Origin of the sequence: Pseudomonas sp. NBRC 111119 (assembly GCF_001320125.1) — a bacterium.
Taxonomy (GTDB): Bacteria; Pseudomonadota; Gammaproteobacteria; order Pseudomonadales; family Pseudomonadaceae; genus Aquipseudomonas; species Aquipseudomonas parafulva.
On record NZ_BCAV01000011.1, the window covers coordinates 58225 to 72986 of the forward strand.

The window sequence follows — 14762 nt, forward strand, 5'->3', positions numbered from 1 at the left end:
AGAGGCGTAAGCGAGGTATCCGGCGGGCGGGCGTGGCGGCAGTGCCACAAGGCCCAGAAGGCGAGGATGACATGCACCAGCGGATTTTCCCCGGCACGGCGCCTGGCCTTCGGCAGCGAAGGGCGGGGCGATGGCGGGTTGCTGGGCTGGAACGGGGTCATGCCTTTGATACTCACATGCGGTGTTGGGGTGATTAAAGCAGTGAATGGCGACCTTTACGTTGGGCATGGCTAAACATTCAGGCTGGCTGGGCGGCACCGTGTGGGGACCGGTTCATCCGCGAAAGGGCCTGTACAGGCAGCAGAAAACCCGCAAATCTGCGACAATCCACCCACTTTCCGCATGCCGATCATGAAAAAGCAGGCTCACCTGCATCACTCAAAAGCCCCATGACTGACCACGCCATCGACAAACTGCTGCAAAACCTCGACCACGCCATGATTGCCGACCGCCATCGCCTGCGCCGGCAAATGCACGAACTGCGCAAGCGCCCCGATGAGGCAAAGCTGGCGCAATGGGTGGACAAGGTGCAGGCCTCCTGCGCCCAGGTCACCGCGCGCCGGCAAAGCGTGCCTACGGTGCGCTACGACGACAACCTGCCTATTGCGGCCAAGCGCGATGAAATCAAGAAGGCGCTGGCCGAGCATCAAGTGCTGGTGATTGCCGGCGAAACCGGGTCGGGCAAAACCACCCAGTTGCCCAAGATCTGCCTGGAACTGGGCCGCGGCAGCCATGGCCTGATCGCCCACACCCAGCCGCGCCGTATTGCTGCGCGCAGTGTGGCGGCCCGGGTGGCCGAGGAACTCGGCACGCCCCTGGGCGGCCTGGTGGGTTACCAGGTGCGGTTCGAGGACCAGAGCGATGCCAACACGCTGGTCAAGCTGATGACCGACGGTATTCTGCTGGCTGAAACCCAGCATGACCGCTTTCTGGAACGCTACGACACCATCATTGTCGACGAAGCCCACGAACGCAGCCTGAACATCGACTTCCTGCTTGGCTACCTCAAGACCCTGCTGCACCGCCGCCCCGAGCTGAAACTGATCATCACCTCGGCGACCATCGACCTGGAGCGCTTCTCCAGGCACTTCGACGGTGCGCCGATCATCGAGGTGTCCGGGCGCACCTACCCGGTGGACACCTGGTACCGGCCATTGACCAGTGAGCAGGACGAGGAGGGCAACCCGATCGAGGACGACCTCACCGTCGACCAGGCCATCCTCGCCACCCTGGACGAGTTGGCCCAGCATGAGCGCGCCGAAGGCAAGGGGCCAGGCGATGTGCTGATCTTTTTACCGGGCGAGCGCGAGATTCGCGACGCCGCGGAGATCCTGCGCAAGGCCCAGCTGCGCCACACCGAGATTCTGCCGCTTTACGCCCGGCTGTCGCCGGCCGAGCAGCAGCGCATCTTCCAGCCCCACACCGGGCGCCGGGTGGTACTGGCCACCAACGTTGCGGAAACCTCGCTGACCGTGCCCGGCATACGCTATGTGATCGATACCGGCACCGCGCGTATAAGCCGTTACAGCTACCGCGCCAAGGTGCAGCGCCTGCCCATCGAGGCGGTGTCCCAGGCCAGCGCCAACCAGCGCAAGGGCCGCTGTGGCCGGGTGGAACCAGGCATCTGTGTGCGCCTCTACAGCGAAGAGGATTTCAACAGCCGGCCGGCGTTTACCGACCCGGAGATTCTGCGCACCAACCTGGCGGCGGTGATCCTGCAGATGCTGCACCTGCGCCTGGGCGCCATCGATGCGTTCCCGTTCATCGAGCCACCCGATGGCAAGGCCATCAGCGACGGTTTCAACCTGTTGCAGGAACTGTCGGCGGTCAACCGCGAGAACCAGCTCACGCCCATCGGCCGCCAGCTGGCACGCTTGCCCATCGACCCGCGCCTGGGCCGCATGCTGCTCGAGGGTGCACGCCTGGGTAGCCTGCAGGAAGTGCTCATCGTCACCAGTGCGCTGTCGGTACAAGACCCGCGCGAGCGCCCGCCTGAGCGCCAGCAAGCGGCAGACCAGGCGCACGCCCAGTGGAAGGATGTGGATTCGGACTTTGCTGCACTGGTGAACCTGTGGCGCGGGTTCGAGGAACAACGCCAGGCCTTGACCGCCAACCCGTTGCGCAACTGGTGCCGCAAGCAGTTCCTGAATTACCTGCGCTTGCGTGAGTGGCGCGATGCCCATCGGCAGTTGGCGCTGATCTGCCGCGAGCTGCAATTGACGGTAAACAAAGAACCGTGTGACTACCCGAAGATGCACAAGGCCATCCTCAGTGGCCTGCTCAGCCAGATTGGCCACAAGACCGAAGACGGTGACTACCAGGGCGCACGTCAGCGGCGCTTCTGGGTGCACCCATCCTCGGGCCTGGGGCGCAAGCGCCCGCAGTGGGTGATGGCAGCTGAGTTGGTGGAAACCACCAAGCTGTATGCGCGGGTGGTTGCCCGGATCGAACCGGACTGGATCGAACCCCTGGCAGGGCACCTGATCAAGAAGAACCACTTCGAACCCCATTGGGAGAAGAAGCGCGGGCAAGTGGTGGCCTACGAGCAGATCACCCTGTACGGCTTGATTCTGGTAGGGCGCCGGCCGGTTCACTTTGGCCCCATCGACCCTGTCGCATCGCGCGAGCTGTTCATCCGTGAGGGCCTGGTGGGCGGCGAGATCCAGTCCCGGGCCAAGTGCCTGGCGGCCAACAAGCGCCTGCTTGAAGCGCTGGATGAACTGGAAGCCAAGGCCCGGCGCCGGGACATTCTGGCAGACGAAGAAACGCTGTACGCGTTTTACGAAGCGCGCCTGCCGGCCGAGATCCACCAGGCCGCCACGTTCGACAGCTGGTACCGCATGGGCAGCCAGAAGGATGCCAACCTGCTGATCATGCGCGAGGAAGACGTACTGGCCCGTGAGGCCAGTGAAGTCACCGCTGCGCAGTACCCCGACAGCCTGCAGCTGGGCGAATTGCGCCTACCGCTGAGCTACCACTTCGAGCCGGGCCACGCCCGCGATGGCGTGACCGTGCGGGTGCCGGCACCGCTGCTGCCGAGCCTGCCGGGCGAGCGCCTGGAATGGCTGGTGCCCGGTTTGCTGGAGGCCAAGTGCGTTGCACTGGTGCGCAACCTGCCCAAGGCCCTGCGCAAGAACTTCGTGCCGGTGCCCGACTTCGTCAAGGCCGCGCTGGCGCGCATGGCCTTCGGCCAGGGTGCGCTGCCCCAGGCCCTTGGCCAGGAACTGCTGCGCATGACCGGTGCGCGGGTGTCGGACGAGGCCTGGGAGGAGTCGATCAACCTGGTCGAAGGCCATTTGCGCATGAACATCGAAGTGGTCGACGGCCAGGGCAAGTTCCTGGGCGAAGGCCGTAACCTGGCCGAGCTGACGGCACGCTTTGCCGCCGCCAGCCAGGCTGCGCTGGCCGTGCCGCGTGACGCCAAGGGTGACCAACCGGTGCAGGCCAAAGCGTTCAATGAGGTCAAGCAAACGGCCCAGCAGAACATCGCTGGCCTGTCGATGACGGTTTACCCAGCGCTGGTTGAGGAGCAGGGCGCGGTGCGCGAAGGGCGTTTCTCGACCCAGGCCGAAGCCCAGTTCCAGCACCGTCGCGCCTTGCAGCGGCTGTTGTTGCAGCAACTGGCCGAGCCGGCCAAGTTCCTGCGCGGCAAGCTGCCAGGGCTGACCGAACTGGGCTTGCTGTACCGCGAGCTGGGCCGGGTGGAAGCGCTGGTCGAGGACATCCTGCTGGCGAGCCTGGACAGCTGCGTGCTTGAGGGTGAGCAAGCCCTGCCGCGTGATGGCGCCGCGCTGGCGGCGCTGGCTGAACGCAAGCGTGGCAACTGGGCCGAACACGCCGAACGCCTGGCACGCCAGACGCTGGAGGTGCTGAAGCTGTGGCACGGGCTGCAGAAGCGCTTCAAGGGCAAGATTGACCTGAGCCAGGCTGTGGCGCTGAACGACATCAAGCAGCAACTGGGCAGCCTGGTGTACCCAGGCTTTGTTCGCGAAACACCGTCGGCCTGGTTCAAGGAACTGCCCCGGTACCTCAAGGCGGTGGAACTTCGCCTGGAGAAACTCGGCTCGCAGGTGCAGAAAGACCGGGTGTGGAGCGGTGAGCTGGCCAACCTGTGGGCGCAATACAAGGCGCGGGCCGACAAGCATGCCCAGGAAGGCAAGCGCGACGAACAGCTGACGCTTTACCGGTGGTGGCTGGAAGAATATCGCGTGTCGCTGTTCGCCCAGCAGTTGGGTACCAAGGTGCCGATTTCTGACAAGCGCCTGAGCAAGCAATGGAGCCAGGTAGAAGGCTAAACTTGCAGACTTGTGGCACTATTGAGGCAATTTGGGGCCGCCCGCGGCCCCTTGAGGCAAAGCCCTCGCTTTACAATTGGCACTAAAGTGCCATTACCTGTCATGTTTCCAGCCAGCGCCCAGTGGCGGTGGCCTTCGACCAGAGGAACCACCGTGCATAATGTCGTGATCAGCGGCACCGGCCTGTACACCCCGGCCCAGAGCATTTCCAACGAAGAACTGGTGGCGTCCTTCAATGCCTGGTCGCAGCAGTTCAACCAGGACAACGCCGCTGCCATCGAGCGCGGTGAGGTCGAAGCGGCGCCCTTGTCGGACCCTGCCTTCATCGAAAAAGCCTCTGGCATCAAGAGCCGCTTCGTCATGGACAAGGCCGGCATCCTCGACCCGCAACGCATGAAGCCGCGCCTGCCGGAGCGTAGCAACGACGAGCCGTCGGTGCTCTGCGAAATGGCGGTGGCGGCAGCACGCCAGGCACTGGAGCGTGCCGGGCGTACACCGGCTGATGTCGACGGGGTCATCGTCGCCTGCTCCAACCTGCAGCGGCCTTACCCGGCCATCGCCATCGAGGTGCAGCAGGCCCTGGGCATTCAGGGCTTTGCCTTCGACATGAACGTGGCCTGTTCCTCCGCCACATTCGGTATCCAGACGGCAGCCAACAGCGTGGCCTTGGGGCAAGCGCGGGCCGTGCTGATGGTGAACCCGGAAGTGTGTACCGGGCACCTGAACTTCCGCGACCGTGACAGCCACTTCATTTTTGGCGATGCGGCCACTGCAGTACTGCTCGAGCGTGCCGACCAGGCCAGTTCCAACCACCAGTTCGATGTGGTCAGCAGCAAGCTGTGGACCGAGTTCTCCAACAACATCCGCAACAACTTCGGTTTCCTCAACCGTGCGGCTGAAGAGGGCGAGGGTGCCGCCGACAAGTTGTTCATCCAGGAAGGGCGCAAGGTGTTCCGCGAGGTCTGCCCTAAAGTGGCTGAGCTGGTGGGGGAGCACCTGCAGGAAAATGGCTTGCAGCCCGGCGATGTGAAGCGCTTCTGGCTGCACCAGGCCAACCTCAGCATGAACCACCTGATCGTCAAGAAGCTGCTGGGGCGTGAAGTGGCCGAAGAAGACGCGCCGGTGATTCTGGACCGTTATGCCAACACCAGTTCGGCAGGGTCGGTGATTGCCTTCCACCTTTATCAGGACGACCTGGCCAAGGGCTCGCTGGGGGTGTTGAGTTCATTTGGGGCGGGGTATTCGATTGGCAGCGTGATCTTGCGCAAGCGCTGATCCTTTCTGCGCTTGCTACGCCTGTCGCGGCTCAAACCCGGCACAGGCGTTACACACAAAAAAACGGGAAACACCGGATGGGGTTCGGTGTTTCCCGTTTCAAGTGAAGCAGAGGGGCATTCGGTTTAGAACTTGGCTTCCAGGTCTACCTGCAGGGTGTCTACATCAGCATTGCTGTTGGGCAGGTTGGAGTAGTCGGTCTTGGCCATCATGTAGGCCGCGCCCAGGGCGAAGTTCTTGTCGATTTCGTAACCCACCTTGAACTTGTGGCCACGGGAACCGGTGAAGCCGTTGCCGAAGTCCGAGTCGGTGAACAGGCTCACCACACCGTTACGCTGCACGTCGCGGTAGTTGTAGTCCAGGCTCCAGGCGCCGATCTTGCTCTTCAAGCCAGCCAGCCAGGCCTTGTCCTTGCCATCGGTGCTTTCGGTGTTCTTGACGAACTGGCCGTAGGCCGACAGCGGGATGGCGAAGCCGGTGAAGTCCACCTGGCCGAAACCTTCCACCAGGTTGAACTCGTTGGTGGTGTTGCCCAGTGAACGCAGGGCAGCAGAGGCCTTGTCGTTATCGTAACCGTAGATGCTGCCGCCCACGGTGACCTTGACGGTATCAGCCGCGTTGAACTTGGTACCCAGCTGGGCCGCGTACAGTTGGGCGTCGTGTTTGAACTGCACGCCGTCGCCGTCTACGTTGTCCTTGAGGTTGTAGTGGCCGATGCTGCCGAACACTTCGGCGGCGCCCAGGTTGGTCTTGTAGGTGACGGCCACGCCTTCTGGGTTGATGTCGCTGTCCCAGATGATGTCGCCCATGCTTACCCACGGCTGCATCATCTTGCCGCCGATCAGGTGCAGGTTAGGCACGGCAGTGGGGTGCCAGTCGAGGTAGGCCAGGTCGACCCACAGCGATTTCTTTTCGAAGTAGTTGTCCAGGCTCTGGTTAGTGGAGCGGGCATCGGCGCTGCTGCCGGTGGCGACACGCACGCCTGCATCCACTTGCGGGTTGATCTCGCTGTAGAAGCCGACTCGGGCACGTACGCGCTCACGGTCCTGGTTGCCACTGCGCGAGATCGGGTGGTCGACGTTGACGTCTTCGTAACGCAGGCGCACGTCACCCTTGACCTGGGTTTTGGCGGCCCATGCCACTTTCTGTTCAAAGGAGCTCATCCGGTCGGACTGAGCTTTCTGAGCGGCCTTTTCCTTGGTTTCTTGAGCCAGGTCCGCCTGCAGCTCGGAGTACTGCGCCTGGTTGATCGAGCCGTTGGCGCGGAGCATTTCGAGCAGCTTGGCGTCGACGGCCGCACTGGCCGGAGTACTCAGAGCCAGCATCATGCCGGTGAGGCTCACTCCGGTAAGTGTAGAAACAAGACGCATAAGGTTCTCCCTACTGAATAAGATGGGGGGCGCCCAAGCGCCCGCCCTTGTGTTGGCATGTCCCCGGAAAGGGCCTGAATAGACAGGTTCTGGTGTTCCGGAAAACAGGCGCAAGTATTGCGAGGGCGGGTGACAGATTAATGTCGGAATGGTGGCACTGTTGTTAAGTGATCAGGTGTTTTACGGTCTGCCGGGCGTTCACCATTTGAGTCGTCCGCCTGCCTTGGGGATACTGGGTACCTCTCAGCCGTGAGCCAAAACCGTGACCAGCCTGTACAGCCTTGCTCAATTGCGTGATCTGCCAGCGGCCACCTGGGATGCCCTGGTGCCCGATGGCCAGCCGTTCTTAAGCCACGCGTTTCTCAGTGCCATGGAAGACAGTGGCAGTGTCGCCCGTGCCACCGGCTGGGCCGCCGAACACCTGGTGCTGGAGCGGGACGGGCAGGTGCGGGCGCTGCTGCCGGCTTACCGTAAATGGCACTCGTTTGGCGAATACGTGTTCGATCACGGCTGGGCGGATGCCTGCGAACGGGCGGGCATTGCCTACTACCCCAAGTTGCTGGGCGCTGTGCCGTTCAGCCCGGTAAGCGGGCCGCGGTTGCTGGCGGCGGATGCGGCGGACGGCTTGCTGCTGTTGCAGGCGCTGCCGGAGTACCTGGGCAAGGCGGGGCTATCCAGCGCGCATGTCAATTTCACCGACACCGCGCTGGATGAGCAATTTGCCGGGCTGCCCGGTTGGCTGGAGCGCCTGGGGTGCCAGTTTCATTGGCAGAACAAGGGGTACCGTGATTTTCAGGATTTTCTCGACAGCCTCAGCTCGCGCAAGCGTAAACAGATGCGCAAGGAGCGTGACCAGGTGGCAGGGCACGGCATCGACTTCTGCTGGTACCGTGGCGATGAGCTGACGGAAGCCCAGTGGGACTTCGTGTTCCTGTGCTACGCCAACACCTACGCAGTGCGCCGCCGCGCGCCGTACCTGACCCGTGAATTCTTCAGCCTGTTGGCTGCACGCATGCCCCAGGCGCTGCGCGTGGTGATAGCGCGCCAAGGTGGGCGGGACGTGGCCATGGCCTTGAGCCTGGTGGGTGGAGGCAGCCTGTTTGGCCGCTACTGGGGTTGCCTGGACGAATTCGACCGGCTGCACTTCGAAACCTGTTTCTACCAAGGCATGGACTACGCCATTGCCGAGCGCCTGCAACGCTTCGATGCCGGGGCGCAGGGTGAGCACAAACTGATACGTGGCTTCGAGCCTGTGCTGACCCGTTCGTGGCACTACCTGCTGCACCCAGGGTTGCGCCGTGCGGTGGACGAGTTTCTGGTGCAGGAGCGTGCGGGTGTGATGGCCTATGCCGAAGAGGCGCGAGGCATGTTGCCTTATCGTCAGGCGTGAAGGGGTCAGTCGACCCCGACAAAGCCGCCGGTCTGGTGATGCCACAGCCGCGCGTACAAGCCCCGCTGCTGTAGCAGTTCACTGTGGCTGCCCACCTCGACCACACGGCCCTTGTCCAGTACCACCAGCCGATCCATGCGGGCAATGGTCGACAGGCGGTGGGCAATGGCAATGACCGTTTTGCCCTGCATCAGCGTTTCGAGGCTTTCCTGAATGGCCGCTTCCACTTCCGAGTCCAGTGCTGAAGTGGCCTCGTCCATGATGAGGATGGGCGCATTCTTCAACAGCACCCGAGCGATCGCAATGCGCTGGCGCTGGCCGCCAGACAGTTTCACCCCGCGCTCGCCCACATGCGCGTCCAGCCCGGTGCGCCCCTGGGCATCCGACAGTTGCGGGATGAACTCATCGGCGCGGGCGCGGCGCATCGCTTCGTCCAGCTCGGCGTCGCTCGCCTCGGGGCGTCCGTACAGCAGGTTCTCGCGGATGGAGCGGTGCAGCAGCGAGGTGTCCTGGGTGATCATGCCGATTTGAGCTCGCAGGCTGGCCTGGCTGACTTCGGCGATGTCCTGGCCATCGATGAGAATGCGCCCGGCCTGCAGGTCGTACAGGCGCAGCAGCAGGTTGACCAGGGTCGACTTGCCCGCGCCGGAGGGGCCAATCAGGCCGATCTTCTCACCAGGGCGAATATTTAGGTTCATCCCCTCGATCACATTGGCTGCCTTGGCATAGTGGAAGCCCACGTTGTCGAAGCGCACGGCGCCCCGGCTAACCTTCAGGGGCGGGGCATCGGGGCGGTCGGTGACGGTGACCGGCTGGGCAATGGTCTGCAAACCGTCCTGGACCATGCCGATGTTCTCGAAGATGCCATTGACCACCCACATGATCCAGCCCGACATGTTGACGATGCGGATGACCAGGCCGGTGGCCAGGGCGATAGCGCCCACGGTGATCAGCGACTGGCTCCACAACCACAGTGCCAACCCCGTGGTTGCCACCACCAGTAGGCCGTTGAGGGTAGTGATGACCACGTCCATGCTGGTGATCACCCGTGATGCCAGCTGGGTTTTCTCGGTTTGTTCGCTGATGGCCTCGCGGGCATATTGCTGTTCATGATCGGTGTGGGCGAACAGCTTGAGCGTGGCGATGTTGGTGTAGCCGTCGACAATGCGCCCCATCAGTTTGGAGCGGGCATCGGAAGAAACCACCGAGCGTTCCTTCACCCGCGGCACGAAGTAGAACAGCGCCGCGATATAGCCCACGATCCACGCCAGCAACGGCAGCATCAGCCGCCAGTCCGCCTCGGCGAACAGCACCAGCGAGGTGATGGCGTAGATCAGTACGTGCCACAGCGCATCCACCGCCTGCACTGCAGAGTCGCGCAGCGAGTTACCGGTCTGCATGATGCGCTGGGCAATGCGCCCGGCGAAGTCGCTCTGGAAGAAATTCAGGCTCTGCTTGAGCACGTGGCTGTGGTTTTGCCAGCGGATCAGGCTGGTCATGCCCGGGTTGATGGTCTGGTGCACCAGCAGGTCATGCAGGCCGAAAAACAGCGGGCGCAGCACCAGTACCACCACCAGCATCCACACCAGCTCGCCGCTGTGCTCGCTGAAAAAACGGGTATTGGGGGTGCCCTGGGCCAGGTCGATAATGCGGCTGAGGAAGCTGAACATGGCCACCTCGATCAACGAGGCCACCAGGCCCACCACCAGCAGCGCCAGGAAGCTGGGCCAGACCTGGCGCAGGTAATACAGGTAGAAGGGCCACACGCGGCTGGGAGGTGCCTCGCTCGGAGCGTCGCGGAAAATATCGATCAGTTGTTCGAAACGACGGTACAGCATGGGCGATGCAACTCCTGTTCATCCAGCCGCGAAGCGGCGCACGTCCTTGTGAGACTCGCGATCAGTCGATGCGTTTGGCCGACTTGATGAAAACGGGGTCGGCAGGCACGTCACGCATGCCTTTCTTGATGGTGGTAGGCGAATTGACGATCTGGTCCACCACGTCCATCCCCTTGGTCACCTTGCCGAACACGGCGTAGCCGCGGTCACGCCCGGGGTTGAGGAAGTCGTTGTCAGCCACGTTGATGAAAAACTGGCTGGTGGCCGAGTCCGGGTCGGAGGTGCGCGCCATCGACAGCGTGCCCCGGGTATTCATCAGGCCGTTGCTGGCCTCGTTGCGGATCGGGTCTTTGGTCTGCTTTTGTACCATCTGCTCGGTGAAGCCACCGCCCTGCACCATGAAGCCCGGGATTACTCGATGGAAGATGGTGTTGTTGTAAAAGCCGCTGTCGACGTACTGCAGGAAGTTCTTGGTGCTGACCGGGGCTTTCTCGGCATTGAGCTCGATTTCTACCTGGCCGAAGCTGGTGTCCAGCAGCACGTGCGGCGTCTTGTCCGAAGCCATGACGCTGGTGGCGAAAGCAACGGAGCAGGCGGTAAGCAGGAGTTTTTTCAGCATGGGCGCAAAGATCCTTCAGGGGAGCAAGCCGCTGCAAGAAACTGCAGCAGGGTCTGGTTGAAAACCTGGGGTTGATCAAGGGGGGTAGCGTGCCGGGAATCTTCGATCACTACCAGCGTTGCCTGGGGCATCAGGGCGACGTACGCCGCTTTGAGTTGTATCGGGGTGTAATCGTGGTCGGCGGCAATCACCAGGGTAGGACAGTGGATCTGCCCGATGCGTTCCTGTACGCCCCAGTCCACGATGGCGTCAAAACTCTTGAGGTAGGCGCGCTTGTTGTTGCGGGCCCAGCGCTGCGCCATGGTGTGGCGCAGCGCGGCCTGCTCTGGCTTGGGGAACAACCGTTGGGCCAGGGCCTTGCCGACCGTTTCGACGCTGAGCACGGTGGCCAGCCCACGGCGTTTCAGCCACCAGAGCCAGTCGCTGCGCGTGCGGCGCTTGACCTCGGGCGCACTGTTGACGATGCACAGGCTGCGCAGCCACTGAGGGTGGTCGACGGCAAACTGGAAACCCACCATGCCGCCCATGGACAGCCCCACCAAGTGCACGGGCCCGGTGTGCAGGTGCTCGAGCAAGGCCAGCAGGTCGGCGCTGAAGGTGGCGATGTGGTAACCGTCGTGGGGCTTGTCGGACCGGCCATGGCCGCGGATGTCCATCAGGATCACCCGGTAGTGCTGGCTTAGCAGCGGCACCTGCAGTTCCCAATCCTGGCTGCTGGAGCCCAGGCCGTGCAGCAGTACCAGTGGCTCACCCTGGCCGTACTCGCGGTAGTGCAGTGCACAGCCTTCGTGTTCGAAATAAGCCATGGGCGCGGTCCTGTCAGGCTTGGGCGGGGGCGGCGAAGGGCACGTCCAGTGGAGCCGTGTCGAAATTGCGCAGCAGATCGATGAGGATCTGCGTGGCCGGGCCCAGGGTCTTTTCCTTGCTCGAATAAAGGTAGAACAGCGGATGGCGGCTGCCACCCTGGTCCAGCGGCAGAGGTTTCAGTACGCCGTCGCGCAGCTCGCGTTCGATCATGTGCCGCGGCAGCCAGGCAAAGCCCAGGCCGCTGCTGACGAAGGTGGTAGCGGTGCCCAGGCTGCCTACCGTCCAGCGCTGCTCGGCGCCCAGCCAGCCCACATCACGGGGCTGGGCACGGCCGGAGTCACGAATCACCACCTGCAACTGGCTTTCCAGGTCCTGGAAGGTCAGTTCACGGCCCAGCCGGTGCAGGCTGTGCTCGGGGTGGGCAACCGCCACGAACTCCACCGCGCTCAGCTCCGCACCCAGGTAGCCCCCGATGCTGTAGCTGCTGATGGCAAGGTCGGCGATGCCCTCGAGCATGACTTCCTCCACCCCCGACAACACCTCCTCGCGCAGGCGCACGCGGCACCCCCGGCTTTGCGGCATGAAGGCAGCCAGGGCGCGTACCAGGCGGGCACTGGGGTAGGCGGCATCGACCACCAGGCGCACTTCCGCTTCCCAGCCTTGTTCCATGTGGTGGGCCAGGTCTTCCAGCTGGCTGGCCTGCTTGACCAGGTGGCGCGAGCGGCGCAGCAGCACGTTGCCGGCCTCGGTGAGCACGGCCTTGCGCCCATCGATGCGCAGCAACGGCACGCCCAGTTGTTCCTGCATGCGCGCCACGGTGTAGCTCACCGACGACTGTGAGCGGTGCAGGGCGTCGGCTGCCTGGGCGAAGCCGCCGTGATCGACCACCGCCTGCAGGGTCCGCCACTGGTCTAGGGTCACGCGCGGCGCTTTCATGTGGTGCTCCTGTTGTCCTAAGCTGCGCTCTTTCAAGGAGAGCGCCGATGAAAAAATTATGTGCAGCAATGCTGCTGTGCCTGCCGGTTGCAGCGTTTGCCTACCCCATCGAGGTGGAAAAACACATCGACGGGGTGAAGCTTGATGCCACGGCTTACGACACCGCCTACGATATCGGCGCCATCACCCTGGACAACTATGGCCAGGTGCCCGCTGCCTGCAAGGTCACCTTCCGCAATGGCCCCGAGGCCCCCAGGGTGCGGCGTGTGAATGTGCCGGCAGGCAAACGCGCCGACGTCACTTCCAAGTTCAACCGGCAGATCATCAAGCTGCGTGTCACGGTTGCCTGCTCGGCTGAATAAACAAATTAATCGATATGTTACACCCACTTTTTACGCTTTTTAATCGATAGGTCAAGCTTTAGTCTTCCCTCCATCGACTCGCAACCCTTTTTGCCGATGGAGGCATCCATGTCCCGCGTATTGATCATCGAAAGCAGTGCACGTCAGCAGGATTCGATTTCCCGCCAGCTGACCCGGGAGTTCATCGAGCAATGGCAAGCTGCCCACCCCGCTGACCAGATCACCGTGCGTGACCTGGCGGCCAACCCGGTACCGCACCTGGACGCCCACCTGCTGGGGGGCTGGATGAAGCCAGAAGCGCAACGCAGCGCCGCCGAGCTCGACGCCCTGGCACGCTCCAACGAGCTGACCGATGAACTGCTGGCTGCCGATGTGCTGGTCATGGCCGCGCCCATGTACAACTTCACCATCCCCAGCACCCTGAAGGCCTGGCTGGACCACGTGCTGCGCGCCGGCGTCACCTTCAAGTACACGCCAACCGGCCCACAGGGCCTGCTGACCGGCAAACGCGCCATTGTGCTCACCGCCCGTGGCGGCATTCATGCCGGCGCCACCAGCGATCACCAGGAACCCTACCTGCGCCAGGTGATGGCGTTCATCGGTATCCACGATGTTGATTTCATCCACGCCGAAGGCCTGAACATGAGCGGTGATTTCCACGAAAAGGGCCTGAACCAGGCCAAGGCCCAGATGGCCGCGATCGCCTGAGGCGTACCGAATTCCCAACCCTTGCACCCGTTTTTAGCTCCTTTGGGTGAACCTGCCCGGCCACTGGCCGGGCTTTTTTATGGGGTGCGAAAAGGGCGCTGGTGGGGGCGACCCGCGCAAGGGTGGTTATCCCTCCATTCCCAGTGGTTGAACTGGGCCGGTGCAAGCCGCTAAGGTCGCGGCCTTATCCGAGAGAGGCAACCATGGGCTACCTGATTATCGTCGCGCTGATCCAGGCGTTTTCCTTCAGCCTGATCGGCGAGTACCTGGCCGGGCACGTCGACAGCTATTTCGCCGTGTTGGCCCGGGTGCTGCTGGCGGGGCTGGTGTTTTTGCCCCTGACCCGCTGGCGCCAGGTGCCGCCACGCTTCATGCGTTCGATGCTGCTGATCGGCGCGCTGCAGTACGGCATCACCTATGTGTGCCTGTACCTGAGCTTTCGCGTGCTCAGTGTGCCGGAGGTGCTGCTGTTCACCATCCTGACACCGCTGCACGTGACCCTGATCGAAGACGCCATGAACCGGCGTTTCAACCCTTGGGCGTTGCTGGCAGCGCTGGTGGCAGTGGCGGGGGCTGCCGTGATCCGTTTCGACAGCATCAGCGGTGAATTTTTCATGGGCTTCCTACTGCTGCAGCTGGCCAACTTCACCTATGCCGCCGGCCAGGTGCTGTATCGCCACCTGGTGGCCCGCAACCCCAGCGAGCTGCCGCACTATGCCCGCTTCGGCTACTTTTACCTGGGCGCGCTGCTGGTGGCCTTGCCCGCGTTCCTGCTGTTCGGCAACCCTCAGCACTTGCCCGCTACCCAGGTGCAGTGGCTGGTGCTGTTGTTCTTGGGCCTGTGCCCGACAGCCCTGGGCCTTTACTGGTGGAACAAGGGTGCGTGCCTGGTTTCCGGCGGCACGCTGGCCGTGATGAACAACCTGCATGTGCCGGTGGGGCTGCTGCTGAACCTGCTGATCTGGAACCAGCACGAGCCGCTGGGGCGGCTGTTCATTGGCGGCACGATCATTCTGGCCTCGGTATGGCTGAGCCGGGTGGGTGGGCGGGTGAATCAACCTGTTTGAGCGCTACGCGCGCGCTTTGCCGAATGATTGGCGGGAGCAGGGTGTGAGGGCATGCAGGTGCCCGCTTTTAGGGTTTTTTCGCCTGCCAGACCGAG

Annotated in this window: 11 protein-coding genes; 6 read left to right on the forward strand and 5 right to left on the reverse strand. The window is 63.0% G+C overall.

The window, feature by feature from the left end:
* Nucleotides 1-389 precede the first annotated feature (389 nt).
* Nucleotides 390-4295 carry an ATP-dependent RNA helicase HrpA gene (hrpA, locus tag APH25_RS05650; protein WP_060481361.1) on the forward strand — a complete coding sequence of 1302 codons (3906 nt, stop codon included), beginning with the start codon at nucleotides 390-392 and terminating at the stop codon, nucleotides 4293-4295.
* Nucleotides 4296-4448: 153 nt separating this feature from the next.
* On the forward strand, nucleotides 4449-5570 hold the full coding sequence (locus APH25_RS05655; protein WP_060481362.1) for a beta-ketoacyl-ACP synthase III: 1122 nt from the start codon (nucleotides 4449-4451) through the stop codon (nucleotides 5568-5570).
* Between the two features lie 125 nt (nucleotides 5571-5695).
* Here APH25_RS05655 and APH25_RS05660 read toward each other — a convergent pair whose 3' ends face one another.
* Nucleotides 5696-6940: a putative porin gene (locus APH25_RS05660; protein WP_060481363.1), complete on the reverse strand. Its 1245-nt coding sequence runs from the start codon at nucleotides 6938-6940 to the stop codon at nucleotides 5696-5698.
* A gap of 262 nt (nucleotides 6941-7202) precedes the next feature.
* Here APH25_RS05660 and APH25_RS05665 point away from each other — a divergent pair, with 262 nt between their 5' ends.
* Entirely contained in the window at nucleotides 7203-8330 is a 1128-nt protein-coding gene (locus APH25_RS05665; protein ID WP_060481364.1) for a GNAT family N-acetyltransferase, read from the forward strand.
* A 5-nt stretch (nucleotides 8331-8335) separates the two neighbouring features.
* Here APH25_RS05665 and APH25_RS05670 read toward each other — a convergent pair whose 3' ends face one another.
* From APH25_RS05670 to APH25_RS05685, 4 genes are all read right to left on the reverse strand, one after another.
* On the reverse strand, nucleotides 8336-10168 hold the full coding sequence (locus APH25_RS05670; RefSeq protein WP_060481365.1) for an ABC transporter ATP-binding protein: 1833 nt from the start codon (nucleotides 10166-10168) through the stop codon (nucleotides 8336-8338).
* Nucleotides 10169-10229: 61 nt separating this feature from the next.
* On the reverse strand, nucleotides 10230-10787 hold the full coding sequence (locus tag APH25_RS05675) for a peptidylprolyl isomerase (RefSeq protein WP_060481366.1): 558 nt from the start codon (nucleotides 10785-10787) through the stop codon (nucleotides 10230-10232).
* Entirely contained in the window at nucleotides 10781-11593 is an 813-nt protein-coding gene (locus APH25_RS05680; protein ID WP_060481367.1) for an alpha/beta fold hydrolase, read from the reverse strand. Before APH25_RS05680 ends, APH25_RS05675 begins: the two co-directional genes overlap by 7 nt.
* 13 nt (nucleotides 11594-11606) lie before the next feature.
* A complete protein-coding gene (locus tag APH25_RS05685; protein ID WP_028635454.1) occupies nucleotides 11607-12530 on the reverse strand; it encodes a LysR family transcriptional regulator in 924 nt (307 codons plus the stop codon).
* Nucleotides 12531-12577: 47 nt separating this feature from the next.
* Here APH25_RS05685 and APH25_RS05690 point away from each other — a divergent pair, with 47 nt between their 5' ends.
* The 3 genes from APH25_RS05690 (at nucleotide 12578) to APH25_RS05700 (ending at nucleotide 14667) form a co-directional block, all read left to right on the forward strand.
* A complete protein-coding gene (locus APH25_RS05690; RefSeq protein WP_060481368.1) occupies nucleotides 12578-12892 on the forward strand; it encodes a hypothetical protein in 315 nt (104 codons plus the stop codon).
* Between the two features lie 108 nt (nucleotides 12893-13000).
* Complete coding sequence (locus tag APH25_RS05695; protein WP_028635456.1) at nucleotides 13001-13600, forward strand: FMN-dependent NADH-azoreductase; 600 nt, start codon at nucleotides 13001-13003, stop codon at nucleotides 13598-13600.
* A 203-nt stretch (nucleotides 13601-13803) separates the two neighbouring features.
* Complete coding sequence (locus tag APH25_RS05700; protein WP_060481369.1) at nucleotides 13804-14667, forward strand: carboxylate/amino acid/amine transporter; 864 nt, start codon at nucleotides 13804-13806, stop codon at nucleotides 14665-14667.
* Nucleotides 14668-14762 lie beyond the last annotated feature (95 nt).

What these genes read in the sequence shown, in the direction of transcription:
- APH25_RS05680 (WP_060481367.1), bottom strand. Translation starts at nt 11,593, where the DNA reads ATGGCTTATTTCGAACACGAAGGCTGTGCACTGCACTACCGCGAGTAC.
- hrpA (WP_060481361.1), top strand. Translation starts at nt 390, where the DNA reads ATGACTGACCACGCCATCGACAAACTGCTGCAAAACCTCGACCACGCC.
- APH25_RS05685 (WP_028635454.1), bottom strand. Translation starts at nt 12,530, where the DNA reads ATGAAAGCGCCGCGCGTGACCCTAGACCAGTGGCGGACCCTGCAGGCG.
- APH25_RS05700 (WP_060481369.1), top strand. Translation starts at nt 13,804, where the DNA reads ATGGGCTACCTGATTATCGTCGCGCTGATCCAGGCGTTTTCCTTCAGC.
- APH25_RS05690 (WP_060481368.1), top strand. Translation starts at nt 12,578, where the DNA reads ATGAAAAAATTATGTGCAGCAATGCTGCTGTGCCTGCCGGTTGCAGCG.
- APH25_RS05695 (WP_028635456.1), top strand. Translation starts at nt 13,001, where the DNA reads ATGTCCCGCGTATTGATCATCGAAAGCAGTGCACGTCAGCAGGATTCG.
- APH25_RS05675 (WP_060481366.1), bottom strand. Translation starts at nt 10,787, where the DNA reads ATGCTGAAAAAACTCCTGCTTACCGCCTGCTCCGTTGCTTTCGCCACC.
- APH25_RS05660 (WP_060481363.1), bottom strand. Translation starts at nt 6,940, where the DNA reads ATGCGTCTTGTTTCTACACTTACCGGAGTGAGCCTCACCGGCATGATG.
- APH25_RS05670 (WP_060481365.1), bottom strand. Translation starts at nt 10,168, where the DNA reads ATGCTGTACCGTCGTTTCGAACAACTGATCGATATTTTCCGCGACGCT.